Annotated in this window: 13 protein-coding genes; 1 reads left to right on the top strand and 12 read right to left on the bottom strand. The window is 59.6% G+C overall.

The window, feature by feature from the left end; all coding sequences use genetic code 11:
* Positions 1-84: 84 nt before the first annotated feature.
* From ACWIKB_RS12930 to ACWIKB_RS12920, 3 genes are all read right to left on the bottom strand, one after another.
* Positions 85-807, bottom strand: coding sequence for an amidotransferase (locus tag ACWIKB_RS12930; RefSeq protein ID WP_475267233.1), 723 nt, complete (start codon positions 805-807; stop codon positions 85-87).
* 95 nt (positions 808-902) lie between these two features.
* A complete protein-coding gene (locus tag ACWIKB_RS12925) occupies positions 903-3,047 on the bottom strand; it encodes a 3-hydroxyacyl-CoA dehydrogenase NAD-binding domain-containing protein (RefSeq protein ID WP_475267231.1) in 2,145 nt (714 codons plus the stop codon).
* Between the two features lie 24 nt (positions 3,048-3,071).
* Complete coding sequence (locus ACWIKB_RS12920; RefSeq protein ID WP_475267229.1) at positions 3,072-4,277, bottom strand: acetyl-CoA C-acetyltransferase; 1,206 nt, start codon at positions 4,275-4,277, stop codon at positions 3,072-3,074.
* A gap of 678 nt (positions 4,278-4,955) precedes the next feature.
* Between ACWIKB_RS12920 and ACWIKB_RS12915 the strand changes: the two genes are divergently transcribed.
* Positions 4,956-5,777, top strand: a complete 822-nt coding sequence (locus ACWIKB_RS12915) for a c-type cytochrome (protein ID WP_475267376.1) — start codon at positions 4,956-4,958, stop codon at positions 5,775-5,777.
* 114 nt (positions 5,778-5,891) lie between these two features.
* On the opposite strand, the gene ACWIKB_RS12910 is transcribed toward ACWIKB_RS12915, so the two are convergent.
* From ACWIKB_RS12910 to ACWIKB_RS12870, 9 genes are all read right to left on the bottom strand, one after another.
* Complete coding sequence (locus ACWIKB_RS12910; protein WP_054048557.1) at positions 5,892-6,707, bottom strand: transglutaminase family protein; 816 nt, start codon at positions 6,705-6,707, stop codon at positions 5,892-5,894.
* Entirely contained in the window at positions 6,704-7,654 is a 951-nt protein-coding gene (locus ACWIKB_RS12905) for an alpha-E domain-containing protein (protein WP_133836635.1), read from the bottom strand. The genes ACWIKB_RS12910 and ACWIKB_RS12905 overlap by 4 nt, the downstream gene beginning before the upstream one ends.
* 12 nt (positions 7,655-7,666) lie before the next feature.
* Positions 7,667-9,076, bottom strand: coding sequence for a circularly permuted type 2 ATP-grasp protein (locus ACWIKB_RS12900; RefSeq protein WP_054048561.1), 1,410 nt, complete (start codon positions 9,074-9,076; stop codon positions 7,667-7,669).
* A 463-nt stretch (positions 9,077-9,539) separates the two neighbouring features.
* Positions 9,540-9,881 carry a ribonuclease E inhibitor RraB gene (locus ACWIKB_RS12895; protein ID WP_054048564.1) on the bottom strand — a complete coding sequence of 114 codons (342 nt, stop codon included), beginning with the start codon at positions 9,879-9,881 and terminating at the stop codon, positions 9,540-9,542.
* A 214-nt stretch (positions 9,882-10,095) separates the two neighbouring features.
* Positions 10,096-10,329 carry a hypothetical protein gene (locus ACWIKB_RS12890; RefSeq protein WP_475267227.1) on the bottom strand — a complete coding sequence of 78 codons (234 nt, stop codon included), beginning with the start codon at positions 10,327-10,329 and terminating at the stop codon, positions 10,096-10,098.
* A gap of 222 nt (positions 10,330-10,551) precedes the next feature.
* Positions 10,552-11,424, bottom strand: a complete 873-nt coding sequence (gene speE, locus ACWIKB_RS12885) for a polyamine aminopropyltransferase (protein WP_475267226.1) — start codon at positions 11,422-11,424, stop codon at positions 10,552-10,554.
* Positions 11,425-11,699: 275 nt separating this feature from the next.
* The gene (locus ACWIKB_RS12880) at positions 11,700-11,891 is read right to left on the bottom strand and encodes a PLDc N-terminal domain-containing protein (protein ID WP_054048570.1); all 192 of its coding nucleotides are present in this window, start codon (positions 11,889-11,891) and stop codon (positions 11,700-11,702) included.
* A gap of 71 nt (positions 11,892-11,962) precedes the next feature.
* The gene (locus tag ACWIKB_RS12875; protein WP_475267225.1) at positions 11,963-12,493 is read right to left on the bottom strand and encodes a hypothetical protein; all 531 of its coding nucleotides are present in this window, start codon (positions 12,491-12,493) and stop codon (positions 11,963-11,965) included.
* Positions 12,494-12,765: 272 nt separating this feature from the next.
* The gene (locus tag ACWIKB_RS12870; protein ID WP_475267224.1) at positions 12,766-13,284 is read right to left on the bottom strand and encodes an ankyrin repeat domain-containing protein; all 519 of its coding nucleotides are present in this window, start codon (positions 13,282-13,284) and stop codon (positions 12,766-12,768) included.
* Between the last annotated feature and the right edge of the window lie 44 nt (positions 13,285-13,328).

Genomic DNA, 13,328 nt, shown 5'->3' with positions numbered 1-13,328 from the left:
TGTGACATTCGCGGGCAAGCCTCGCTCCTACAGGAATTGCGCAGATCCTGTAGGAGCGAGGCTTGCCCGCGAAGCTTTTAGGCTTTAAACCGTCTGAGGCTTATGCGCTACAAACCGCATCATCCACTCCGCAACCGTAGCGCCATGATGCTCATGCTCAAGGCTTGCCACGCCTTTGGAGTAAACCTGTTCGCCTAACGCTTCCTGACGAATCTCCAACAGCGCCCGTGAGTAATCGTGAATGAACTCCGGATGCCCCTGGAAGCACAGCACCTGATCGTTGATGTGGTACGCGGCGAACGGGCAGAAATCACTCGAAGCAATCACCGTGGCGTTTTCCGGCAGTGCGGTCACCTGGTCCTGGTGGCTGATCAACAACGTCAGCTCTTCCCGCACCGGGCTCATCCATGGCGCCTTGGCCGCGAGTTTGTAGTTGTGGATGCCGACGCCCCAGCCTTGGGTCGCCCGCTCGCTCTTGCCGCCCAGCAGCAACGCCAGCAGCTGATGGCCGAAGCACACGCCCAGCAGTTTGTCGCCGCGTTCGTAGCGGGTCAGCAGGTAAGTTCTGAGGGTTTCGATCCAGGGGTCGGTGCCGAAGGAATCGGCCTTGCTGCCGGTGATCAGGTACGCGTCGAACGTCAGCTCATCGCTGGGATATTCGCCCTGCATCACGTTGTACACGGTGAACTCGGCAGCGATGGGCTGCTGCGAAAACAGGCGCTGGAACATCTGCCCGTAACCCTGATATTGATCGACCAGTTCTGGACGCAGGATGTCGGTTTCCAGAATGCAGATGCGTAACGACATAAAAAATACCTGACACGTGATGGGAATAATGCACACCCCAGAGCCTGCCTTGAAACACGGTGGCAAGGCAAGCCCCGGAATGCGTCACCGGTCCCTTAGAATGCCTCCCCTTTTGCGGCTTTTTCCAGCAGCAGTGCCGGCGGAGCGAAGCGCTCGCCATACTGCTCGGCCAGATACTGGGCGCGAGCGACGAAGTCTTTCACGCCATATTGGTTGATGAATTGCAGCGCGCCCCCGGTCCAGGCCGCGAAGCCGATGCCGAAGATCGAGCCAACGTTGGCGTCTGCCGTCGAGGTCAGCACGCCCTCCTCCACACAACGCACGGTTTCGATGGCTTGCACGAACAGCAGTCGATCGCGCACATCCTTCGGCGAAATCTGCCCATCTGCCTTCTCGAAACGGGTTTTCAGTTCCGGCCACAGATGTTTCTGGCCACCGGCCGGATAATCGTAGAAACCACCGCCAGCAGCCTTGCCTGGACGCTTGTATTCGTTGAGCAGCAAGTCAATCACGGCGAACGCCGGATGTTCTATCAGCGGTTTCCCTTCCGCTTGCAGGTCTTTGGCCGTTTGTTGACGGATATGGCTCATGAGGCTGAGTGAAACTTCGTCGGAGATCGCCAGAGGCCCGATAGGCATGCCGGCCTTGCGCGCTTCGGTCTCGATCATCGGCGCGCTTACGCCTTCGCCGAGCATGGCGATGCCTTCATTGGTGAAGGTGCCGAACACTCGCGAAGTAAAGAAGCCGCGACTGTCGTTGACCACAATCGGGGTTTTCTTGATTTGCAGGACGAAATCGAAACCACGGGCCAGGGTCTCGTCGCTGGTGTTCGCGCCTTTGATGATCTCCACCAAAGGCATTTTCTCCACCGGACTGAAGAAATGCAGGCCGATGAACTTGCTCTGGTCCGGCACGGCAGTGGCCAGGCCGCTGATTGGCAGGGTCGAGGTGTTGGAAGCGATCACCGCGTCTGGGCCAACGACTTTCTGTGCGGCCGAAGAGACTTTGGCTTTCAGTTCGCGATCTTCAAACACCGCTTCAATGATCAGGTCGCAACCGGCCAGATCCCAATCGTTTTCGGTGGTATGAATCCGCGCCAGCACCGCGTCTCGCTGCTCGGCGCTCAATTGGCCACGGGAGACTTTCTTGTCCAGCAGCGCCGCCGAATGCGCCTTGCCCTTTTCTGCGGCGGCAAGATTGATGTCCTTGAGCACCACGTCGATTCCGGCCGAGGCACTGACGAACGCAATCCCGGCGCCCATCATTCCGGCGCCCAACACACCTACCCGGCGCGTGACATAAGGCGCAAAACCCTGCGGTCGCGAACCGCCGGCATTGATTTCGTTGAGCTGGAACCAGAACGTACCGATCAGGTTTTTCGACACTTGGCCGGTGGTCAATTCAGTGAAGTAACGGGTTTCGATCAGGTGCGCCGTATCGAAATCCACCTGGGCGCCTTCCACCGCCGCGCAGAGGATTTTCTCCGGCGCCGGCAGCGTACCTTGGGTTTTGTTGCGCAGGATCGATGGCGCGATGGCCAGCATCTGCGCGACTTTCGGGTTCGACGGCGTGCCGCCCGGGATCTGATAACCCTTCACGTCCCAACGCTGCACAGCCGTCGGATTGGCGAGAATCCACGCCCGCGACTTGGCCAGCAGTTCATCGTGATCCGCCGCCAGCTCATCGATCAAACCGGCTTGCAATGCCTGCTGCGGCCGGACTTTTTTGCCTTCTAGCAAGTACGGCAAGGCTTTCTCAATACCCAGCATGCGCACCATGCGCACCACCCCGCCGCCGCCCGGCAACAGGCCGAGAGTCACTTCCGGCAGACCGAGTTGCACCGACGGGTTGTCCAGCGCCACACGGTGGTGACAGGCCAGGCAGATTTCCCAACCGCCGCCCAGCGCCGCGCCATTAATTGCCGCGACCACCGGTTTGCCGAGGGTTTCCAGGGTGCGCAGTTGCGCCTTCAGCGTCAGCACCATGTCATAGAAGGCTTTGGCTTCGGGCTTGCCGACCTTGATCAGTTCATTGAGGTCACCGCCGGCAAAAAAGGTCTTCTTGGCCGAGGTGACGATGACGCCGGCGATGCTGTCTTTTTCGGCAACCAGTTGGGCGACGCGGGCGGCCATGGCTTCGCGGTACACCGCGTTCATGGTGTTGGCGCTCTGGCCCGGCATGTCGATGGTCAGGACGACGATCTGGTCCTGGCCCTTTTCGTAACGAATGGCTTCAGTCATGTCACAGTTCCTTGAAATCGGGGCTCAGAGGCGTTCGATGATGGTGGCAATGCCCATGCCGCCGCCGACACACAGGGTCGCGAGACCATAGCGCAGGCGCCGGGTTTCCAGTTCATCGAGCAAGGTGCCGAGGATCGCGCAACCGGTGGCGCCCAGCGGGTGGCCCATGGCGATCGAGCCGCCGTTGACGTTGACCTTGTTTGGGTCGATGGCCATGTCCTTGATGAACTTCAACACCACCGAGGCGAACGCTTCGTTGACCTCGAACAGATCGATGTCTTCCACCCGCAGCCCCGCCTTGGCCAAGGCCTTGCGCGTAGCCGGCGCCGGGCCGGTGAGCATGATGGTCGGGTCGGTGCTGGTGACCGCCGTGGCGACAATTCGCGCTCGCGGCTGCAAGCCCAACGCCCGGCCCTTGGCTTCGGAGCCGATCAACATCAGCGCCGCGCCGTCGACGATCCCGGAGCTGTTGCCCGGTGTGTGCACGTGGTTGATCCGCTCGACGTGGCTGTAGACCCGCAGCGCAGTGGCGTCGAAGCCCATTTGCCCCATCATTTCGAAACTCGGCTTGAGTTTGCCCAAGCCTTCCAGGGTCGATTCGGCGCGGATGAATTCATCGTGATCGAGCAGGATGATGCCGTTCTGGTCCTGCACCGGCACCAGGGACTTGTTGAACGAGCCATCCGCCCGGGCTCGCGCAGCTTTTTGCTGGGAGTGCAGTGCGTAGGCATCGACGTCCTGGCGGCTGAAGCCTTCAATCGTAGCAATCAGGTCGGCGCCCACGCCCTGCGGCGTGAAGTGGCTGTGCAGGTTGGTTTCCGGGTCCAGTGCCCAGGCGCCGCCGTCGCTGCCCATGGGCACGCGAGACATCGACTCGACGCCACCGACCACCACCAGGTCTTCGAAGCCGGAACGGACTTTCATCGCGCCGAGGTTCACCGCCTCCAGTCCTGAGGCGCAGAAACGGTTGATTTGCAAACCGGCCACGCTGACGTCCCAATCGGCGACCTGCGCCGCAGTCTTGGCGATGTCGGAGCCTTGATCGCCGATGGGCGTGACGCAGCCGAGCACCACGTCATCAACCTGGCTGGTGTCCAGGGATGTGCGCTGCTGCAACGCCGTCAGCAACCCGGCCACCAGGTTCACCGGTTTGACGCTGTGCAACGCGCCATCGGCCTTGCCTTTGCCGCGAGGCGTGCGTAGCGCGTCGAAAATCAGAGCTTCGGTCATGTGGTCCTCGAACCTAGTGGTGAGAAAAAACAGATAAAGATCAAAAGATCGCAGCCTTCGGCAGCTCCTACGCGCCTGTGAGCGCTGCCGAAGGCTGCGATCTTTTGATCTTTATCTTCACCCTTACCTTAAGCCGAGTGGAGATTGATTCAATGACCGCAATGCTCACAGACGTTGACGGTCACGCTCAGACGGACGGTAGTCAGTTTTAGGATTAACCGATTCAGGTGACGAAGCTGTCTAGCAAACGGGCGCCCAAGAAGCTGGCAATGGGCCTCATGCCTTTTTAAGAGCATTTCACGCGAGGACCATACGAAATGGATCTAAACCAAGTGTGACGCGGGCTCTAAGGTGAAGATGTACGAAGTTGTCGTCGGGTTTTGCCGAGGCACTCGTCTCACAGGAAGTGCAGCGCTTTGCCGTCATGGAGATATGCAGGCAGGCATCAGGAAATAACAAAAAAGGCGGTCAGCCATGTTCAAACATTCGAAAGTACGTCAAGCCGGACTCATCCTATTCGCCACTACGCTGTTGTTGATTTTGCCGAACCTGACCAAGGTGATCGGCTAGTCGCTGGAAAAAAAGCAGCGTCAGGATTTGCTATCGCCTCATAAAAATGTGACTGGCTCGCTACCCGGGCCAGCGTGGGTGTGCCAACCTTCACGGCACTTCCACGACATGGACGGCGATCACTTGAAAGCACTTTTTCTATTCGGGGCCATGCTGCTCGGCTCGCCCCTGTACGCCGCCCAGCTCAACCTTGAGCTGGGCGCGAACAGTCGCACCTGGCAGACCGAGGAATTGCTCAAGCATCCTCAGTTACAGACCATCAGCATCAGCAACGACGTTTCCTACAAACAGGACATGCGCTATCAAGCGGTGCCGTTGGCGGCGTTGTTGACCGGCATCAAGCCCGATGACCATCTGCAAGCCGTGGCACTGGACGGTTTTGCCGCCGAACTGTCGGCGGCGCCGTTGCTCAATACCCAAGGCGCACAGGCCTGGCTGGCGATTGAAGACCCGGCCACGCCGTGGCCGCCACTGTCCGAGGGCAAGCACAGCGCCGGGCCGTTTTACTTGGTTTGGACAAATCCGCAGGCTGGCAATATCAGCCCCGAGCAATGGCCATTCGAAGTCGCCAGCATCAAACGCATGGCCCCCCTGGCCGAGCGCTTCCCTGCCCTGCTGCCCGATCCTGCGTTGAAGGCGGACGATCCGGTGAACCATGGCTTTGCCTTGTTCCAGAAGAATTGCCTGGCGTGCCATCGACTCAATGGCGCGGGCGATGCGCAGTTCGGGCCGGACCTGAATATTCCATTCAACCCCACCGAGTACTTTGGCGCGGATTTCCTCAAGCGCTACATTCGTGATCCGCAGAGTTTGAGGCAGTGGCCACAGGCGAAGATGCCGGCGTTTTCAGAGCAGGTATTGCCAGCGGGGGATCTGGATTTGCTGGTGGGGTATTTGAAGCATATGGCGGGGCGCAAGGTTAAGCCTTAGCTTTGTGCTGCCTGGGCTGGCCTCTTCGCGGGCAAGCCTCGCTCCTACAGGGGATTTGTGTCGTTCACAGATCCCCTGTAGAAGCGGAGCTTGCTCGCGAAGCGGTATCCCCGATTACTGCTGCTGGACTGAAATCACCGGCGCGAAAACCGGCGTCGGCGATACGAACACCTTCGCATGCATCTGCTCGCACCCACCGCCCCGGCGCATTCCGCGCACCGGGCAGGCATCCAGGTAATCCAGGCCCACCGCCAGTTTCAGATGGCGCTCCGGACGGGCCAACTGATTAGTCACGTCAAAGCTGTACCACGCGTCATCCAGCCAGGCTTCGGCCCAGGCGTGACTGGCCAGGTGTTCGCTGTTCTCGCTGTACAAATACCCCGACACATAACGCGCCGGAATGCCCAGGCTGCGGGCGCAGGCGAGGAACGCATGGGTGTGATCCTGGCAGACACCGGAACGCCCGGCGAAAGCCTGGGCGGCGCTGGTGTCCACTTCGGTGGAGCCCGGCGTGTAGGTCATGTGCTGGTTCAGGCCCTGCATCAAGTCGATCAACGCCGTGCGATCCCGACGCTTCTTGCATTCCTTTTCCGCGAACGCACGCAAGGCTTCGTCGGCTTCGGTCAATCGGGTGAAACGCAGGAACGGCAGCGCCGACTGGCTCTCGTGCTCGGCTTCGCGCAGTTCATCGATATCGACCTGACCACGGGCGCCAATGATGATCGCCTCGTGGGGCTCGTCCATGGTCAGCACGTGCAGGATGTTGCCGAACGGATCGAGTTGCGCGCGCACCGGGCGCGGCAGGTCGAGTTGCCAACTCAGCACGTGCTGGCGCTCGCTGTCGTGGGGTGTCAGTCGCAAGTACTGGATGCTCGCCCGCACCTGATCTTCGTAGTGATAGGTGGTTTCGTGGCTAATGGAAAGTCTCATGCAGCCTCCAGGTAGGAACTGTGAATGGCGTTGCCCAACTGGCGCACCAGCGGGATGAACTCGGTCAGCCAGGCGTGCAGGCCTTCGTCGAGAATTTCGGAGATGCCGGTGTAGCGCAGGCGCGCGTCCATTTCCGCCGCCAGGCGTTGCGCGGGACGGCCGTTGGCCCCCGGCAACTGGGCGAGGATCTGGTCGATTTCTTCGGTGCAGGCGCGCAAGGAACGCGGCACGTCGGCGCGCAGCAACAGCAATTCGGCGACATGCCGGGCGCCCGGTGCATCGCGGTAGATCTCGGTGTAAGCCTCGAACGAGGACAACGCCCGCAGCAACGCACTCCACTGGTAGTAGGCGTGCGCCGTACCGTCACTGACCGCTTCAGCCTGATCGCCGGCCATTTCGTAACGGGCATCGAGCAGGCGCAAGGTGTTGTCGGCCCTCTCGATAAACGTCCCCAGACGAATAAAGCGAAACGCATCGTTACGCATGATCGTGCCGTAGGACGCACCGCGAAACAGGTGGGAACGTTCCTTGATCCACTCGCAAAAACGGCTCATGCCATAGCGACTCAAGCCTTGCTCGGCGATCCCGCGAATTTCCAGCCAGGTGGCGTTGATGTTTTCCCACATGTCGGCGGTGATTCGCCCACGCACTGCGTGGGCACTGGCCCGCGCCGAACCGAGGCAGCTATAGATGCTCGCCGGGTTGGCCGCGTCCAGGGCGAAGAAATGCAGCAGCCGTTCGGCATGCAGTTCGCCGTGGCGCTCCAGGTAATCGTCCAGGGTGCCTGTGATCAGCAGCGGCATGGCGAGTTCGTGCAGACCGTCACCACGGCCGTCCTGCGGCATCAGCGACAGCGAATAACTGATGTCTAGCATCCGTGCGAGGTTTTCCGCCCGCTCCAGGTAACGCGACATCCAATACAAATCCGAGGCAGTTCTACTTAACATGGCAGGCTTCCTTCAATCCTCGACCACCCAGGTGTCCTTGGTGCCGCCGCCCTGGGAGGAATTCACCACCAGGGAGCCTTCACGCAGGGCAACACGGGTCAAACCGCCGGGCACAACCCGGGTTTCGCGGCCAGACAATACAAACGGACGCAGGTCGATGTGGCGTGGCGCGATGCCGTTTTCGACAAAGGTCGGACAGGTCGACAGGGACAACGTCGGTTGCGCGATATACGCGTGGGGCTTGGCTTTGATCCGCGCGCGGAACGACTCGATTTCCGCCGCTGTCGCCGCCGGCCCCACCAGCATTCCGTAACCGCCGGAGCCCTGGGTTTCCTTGACCACCAGGTCGGGGAGATTGGCCAGGACGTGGGACAGTTCCGAAGGGTTGCGGCACTGGAACGTCGGCACGTTCTTCAGGATCGGTTCTTCATCCAGATAGAAACGGATCATGTCCGTAACGAACGGATACACCGACTTGTCATCCGCTACCCCGGTGCCGATGGCATTCGCCAGCACCACGTTGCCGGAGCGATAGGACGACAGCAGCCCTGGCACACCGAGCATCGAGTCCGGGTTGAACGCCAGCGGATCGAGGAACGCATCGTCGAGGCGACGGTAGATCACGTCGACGGCTTTCGGCCCGTCCGTGGTGCGCATGAACACCTTGTCGTCGCGCACGAACAGGTCCGCGCCTTCCACCAGTTCCACACCCATTTCCCGCGCCAGAAAGGCGTGCTCGAAAAACGCGCTGTTGAAGCGCCCAGGGGTCAGCACCACCACGCTCGGGTTATCGATCGGGCTGGAGCTTTTCAGGGTGTCGAGTAACAGGTTCGGGTAGTGGTCGATAGGGGCAATGCGCTGCGCCGCGAACAACTCTGGGAACAGGCGCATCATCATCTTGCGGTCTTCAAGCATGTAGCTCACGCCGCTCGGTGTCCGCAGATTGTCTTCAAGCACGTAGTACGTGCCGTCGCCATCGCGCACCAGATCGACACCGGAGATGTGGGAATAAATATCCCGGTGCAAGTCCAGCCCTTGCATCGCCAACTGGTATTGCTCGTTGGCCAGCACTTGCTCGGCCGGGATGATGCCGGCCTTGATGATGCGCTGCTCGTGATAGAGGTCGGCGAGGAACATGTTCAACGCCTTGACCCGCTGGATACAACCGCGTTCGACGATCCGCCATTCGCTGGCGGGGATACTGCGGGGAATGGTGTCGAAGGGAATCAGACGCTCTGTCCCCTGCTCATCACCGTAGAGCGTGAATGTTATGCCGGCACGATGAAACAACAGATCGGCCTCGCGTCGCCGTTGTGCCAAAAGCTCGTCAGGCGTTTCGGCCAGCCAACGGGCAAACTCCCGATAATGCGGGCGGACCAGGCCGCCGGCATCGTACATCTCATCAAAATAGGTGCGGATCATGCCGTACTCCTTGTCACCCGGACATCTAGGCTTCGCAAGGCCCGTGCCATCGGCATAAACGCTTTGATTTCAATCAGTTGGATAATCGCCCCAAAAGCACCGCACCAATCCTGTGCGGCAAACGCCCCAACCTGATCGCCCCCGCTTCATTGCGAAGCAATGTTGTCGCCTATCACCAGCATAGTCAGAGTTGATTTCACTGCCCGGGAGCCGATGCGGATAATTCGCGCATTCGTTGCAAAACCTCTCGAACTTCCCTTTGGCCGCCTGTTTAGGCGGCTTTTTTTTGGGTTTTTGAAATGTTGTGAATCAAAAGCGAAGATCAAAAGATCGCAGCCTCGTTTCACTCTGTAGGAGCTGTCGAGTGAAACGAGGCTGCGATCTTTTATTTTTTTAAACCGCACAAACGAAAACGGCCAACCCGAAGGTCAGCCGTTGCTGGGTGTTGTCGCTGTTCATAGTGTTATGCGAGTAGCCCTCGTACCTCCTGTTTGACGCCCCATCCTTCGATGATCCCGCCCAGAGGTTCGACCACGGCCTCGAAGTCCTGCTCAAAGTCGCCGATGCCGTCGTAGGTGGCGTACATCACTTTGCTCAGTTCCAGATGCCACGCGCCGTCGTCGCGCACGCTGATCTGGGCATTCAAGGATTCACCACAAAAATGACCTGCCGCCCTGCGTGCCCGCTCCTCGTCCGGGAAAATCGCGTAGAACTCGATGGGATGGAATCTTGAAAAGTCGAAACCGCCTTCCTTCATGCGGCGCAGTACGCTGGTACTGATGTCTTCTTGATAGGCTGTGCTCATGAATCGTCCTCCTAAAACCATATGGATAGACTTTCCGTACTCCCTGCGCCCGCAACCGATTGGTGGAGGCGATACGGCAACCAGGTTGCCGCCGGGATTTAAGCATGTAGCTGACAAGACCAGACCTTAGCGATCCGTTCGCTGATCTCGCTTGCAGAGTAGCCCCAAGTCGGAGCCGCTGCCAAGGCCTGGTTATGAATGAGACAGGTGAGGTTCAGACGGGAGTAATGCCGAGGATTTGAATGCTGTTCTGGGTCTTGAGACTTTTTACGCTGGCGTCAGCGGTTCGCCCTTCCAGATCGTTCAGATCCAGTTCGGCAGCAACAGGCAGAAGCCGGGCCTTGATGAGTTTGGCCGCGTGCTCGTTATCCGGGCACTCGTCGCACTCAAAGACTTCATCGAGCGTTTCGCCGTGATCATCCACGAAAGTGATTTTCCACTTTTGCATCAGTGCCTCCTCGATCAAACCCGCAAATGGGCTTACAACCATCTGGACTTTTGCCCTGACTGATCGTTCCAACGAATTACCTGATACACCCTCTAAAAAACACCACGCCCCATTGTGGGAGCGGGCTTGCTCGCGAAGGCGTCGTGTCAGTCGACATTAATATTGACTGACACACCGCTTTCGCGAGCAAGCCCGCTCCCACAAATAGGTTGTGGATAACTTTTAGTCGTTGCTTGGCTTGTTGATCGCGTTCAGCACGTATTGCGGCATGGCGAAGGCGCCGATGTGGATTTCCGGGTTGTAGTAGCGGGTGATGATGCCGCTGCCGGCGAAGCGCTGTTGCAGGGTTTCGCGGGACAACTTGCGATACGCGGTGTTGGTCGCGCCCCAGGCGAAAGTCATCGCGCCGCCGATGTAGGTCGGCACGGCGGCTTGATAGAAGTGCCAGTCCGGAAACAGGCTGCGCAGGCGGCCGGCGGTGGTCTGTACTTCGCTCAGTTGCATGAACGGCGTGCCGTTCTGGGTTACCAGGATGCCGCCTTCGTTCAGGCAGCGGTGGCAAGCCTGGTAGAAGTTTTCCGAGAACAGCACTTCACCCGGACCGATCGGGTCGGTGGAGTCGGAAATGATCACGTCGAATTTTTCGGTGGTGGTGGCGACGAAACGCATGCCGTCGTCGATCACCAGGTTCAGCCGTGGGTCTTCGTACGCGCCCTTGGAGTGGTTCGGCAGGAACTCTTTGCACATGTCGACCACGGTGCCGTCGATCTCGACCATGGTGATGTGCTCGACGCTGCCGTGCTTGGCCACTTCACGCAGCATGCCGCCGTCGCCACCGCCAATGATCAGCACGCGCTTGGCGGAGCCATGGGCGAGGATTGGCACGTGGGTGAGCATTTCGTGGTAGATGAATTCGTCGGCTTCGGTGGTCTGGATCACACCGTCCAGCGCCATGACCCGGCCCATGCGCGGGTTTTCGAAGATCACCAGGTGCTGGTGTTCGGTGCGCACTTCGTGCAGCAGTTTTTCCATGCGAAAACGCTGGCCGTAGCCTTCGTAGAGGGTTTCCAGGTATTCGCTGGTCTTGGTGGTCATGGGGAAGTGCTCCGATGAATGCGGCGGCAACGGACGGTTACCCGCCCATGATGGCCAATCGAAAGGCTCGATTGCCCGGGAAAGGCGCGCATTCTACGTTGCGGAACATGACAGGTCGAACGTCACTTGCTGACGCGGACGCAATCCCATGTGGGAGCGGGCTTGCTCGCGAAGGCGGTGTGTCAGTCAATGTTGATGTCGACTGACATTCCGCCTTCGCGAGCAAGCCCGCTCCCACAGGTTCTGTATTCCTACAGGTAAGCAGGATTCACCTGTCAGATGCGCACATTACCCCGTGGCCCGGCGATGGCCCAGATGATCAGGCCCAGCACAGGCAGCAGCAGGATCAGCAGCACCCAGATGATTTTCATCCCGGTTTCGGCGCCACTTTTCAGCACGTTGATGATGGCCCAGATGTCCAGGGCAAGAATGATCAGGCCAACCAGACCGTTGAACGTGGAACCCATGGTGTCGCTCCCAAGATTGAGGCATGCAGTCTTAGGATAGTCGGCCCTTGCGAGGGTTCCGTTTTATTGCATCAAACGTGGATTGCCACTTTCAGGGCTTCCAGGGATGGCGCGGCGGCGATGCCGACCTGGGCGCACAGTTCGAGTACGCGGGGCACGTCGCTACCGTAGACCAGCACCACTTGCAGCTCGTCGTCGAGCAACTGGCTGAAGTTCAGCAGCGTATAACCGCCGTTGTCCTTGTTCATGCTGCCCATCTGCACCTGGATGCGATTGAGCGCGGTCAGGGCTTCGGTCTTGGCCAGTTGCTTGGGCTTGATGTTGAAGTCGACGCCCGGACCGAACGAGGCAACGATCTGGGCGAACAGGTCTACATAGGTGTCGGCCTGGAACAACACGGTTTCTGGCAGGCTGCCCACCACGACCCATTCGCCCAGCGGCATCGGGAAGGTGTCGTCGTAGTTGATGTCCGGGTTGGCTGTCAGAAAAGTTTCCGGGTCGGCGTAGGCCTGAGCTGCTTCATCAGCGATCTTCAGGATCTCGTCATCGCCCATGCACCCAGAGCTGATTTTGCTGATGAGTTCGACGAGTGCGGTTTTCATGGGGATGGATCCTGTAGCGAGGGAAATTTTAGGGCGCGAAGGATAGCGCATTCCGGTTGAAATGCGGACCTGTGGTGAGGGGGCTGGCCTTGATGCGCCACAAAACCTGTGGCGAGGGGGCTTGCCCCCGTTGGGGTGCGAAGCGGCCCTGAAATCAGACAATGCAATCTTTCAGGTAAACCGCATTCGCCGGGTTTACGACTGCTACGCAGCCGAGCGGGGGCAAGCCCCCTCGCCACAAGAGCCCCGCAGCCACGGGGGAACACGTCGGATCAGCCGAGCAGTTTCTGCAACTGCGCAGTGGTATCCACCGCGCCCATGGTCTTCGCCGCATCCAGCGCGGACACGCCATTGGCGTCCTTGGCTTTCGGGTCGGCGCCTTTGCTGATCAGGTAGTCGACGATTTCAACGCGGTTGAACATCGCCGCCATCATCAGCGCCGTACGGCCGTCGAACGACGAACCTTCCACTTGCGCCCCACCGTCGACCAACGCCTTGACCACCGCCAGATCACCCTTGAACGCGGCACCGGCAATCGGGCTCTGGCCGTTGTCGTTGCGGATTTCCGGGTCGGCCTTGTGTTCCAGCAACACTTTCACGGTTTCCACATGACCGTGGTACGCGGCGAGCATCAGCAAAGTGTCGCCCTTGTGGTTGCGCAGGTTCGGCGGCAGGCGTTTGGTCAGCAGCGCAGCCATCATGGCCGCATCGCCCTCGCGCGCTTTGTTGAACACCTGTTCGGCAAATTCAGCGGCTTCTTCGGGCGTCATCTGGCGGCTTTGGTCTGACATGAGGGACTCCATCTTCGGTCGTTCGGAAAGCCGACAGTTTCCCG

This window comes from Pseudomonas sp. 5Vm1k, from assembly GCF_056161485.1.
Note: the sequence above shows the minus strand (reverse complement) of the source record. Positions and strands in the feature narration are given on the sequence as shown.

Coding starts and splice junctions, on each gene's coding strand:
- ACWIKB_RS12930 (WP_475267233.1), bottom strand. CDS start 807: ATGTCGTTACGCATCTGCATTCTGGAAACCGACATCCTGCGTCCAGAA.
- ACWIKB_RS12925 (WP_475267231.1), bottom strand. CDS start 3,047: ATGACTGAAGCCATTCGTTACGAAAAGGGCCAGGACCAGATCGTCGTC.
- ACWIKB_RS12920 (WP_475267229.1), bottom strand. CDS start 4,277: ATGACCGAAGCTCTGATTTTCGACGCGCTACGCACGCCTCGCGGCAAA.
- ACWIKB_RS12915 (WP_475267376.1), top strand. CDS start 4,956: ATGGACGGCGATCACTTGAAAGCACTTTTTCTATTCGGGGCCATGCTG.
- ACWIKB_RS12910 (WP_054048557.1), bottom strand. CDS start 6,707: ATGAGACTTTCCATTAGCCACGAAACCACCTATCACTACGAAGATCAG.
- ACWIKB_RS12905 (WP_133836635.1), bottom strand. CDS start 7,654: ATGTTAAGTAGAACTGCCTCGGATTTGTATTGGATGTCGCGTTACCTG.
- ACWIKB_RS12900 (WP_054048561.1), bottom strand. CDS start 9,076: ATGATCCGCACCTATTTTGATGAGATGTACGATGCCGGCGGCCTGGTC.
- ACWIKB_RS12895 (WP_054048564.1), bottom strand. CDS start 9,881: ATGAGCACAGCCTATCAAGAAGACATCAGTACCAGCGTACTGCGCCGC.
- ACWIKB_RS12890 (WP_475267227.1), bottom strand. CDS start 10,329: ATGCAAAAGTGGAAAATCACTTTCGTGGATGATCACGGCGAAACGCTC.
- speE (WP_475267226.1), bottom strand. CDS start 11,424: ATGACCACCAAGACCAGCGAATACCTGGAAACCCTCTACGAAGGCTAC.
- ACWIKB_RS12880 (WP_054048570.1), bottom strand. CDS start 11,891: ATGGGTTCCACGTTCAACGGTCTGGTTGGCCTGATCATTCTTGCCCTG.
- ACWIKB_RS12875 (WP_475267225.1), bottom strand. CDS start 12,493: ATGAAAACCGCACTCGTCGAACTCATCAGCAAAATCAGCTCTGGGTGC.
- ACWIKB_RS12870 (WP_475267224.1), bottom strand. CDS start 13,284: ATGTCAGACCAAAGCCGCCAGATGACGCCCGAAGAAGCCGCTGAATTT.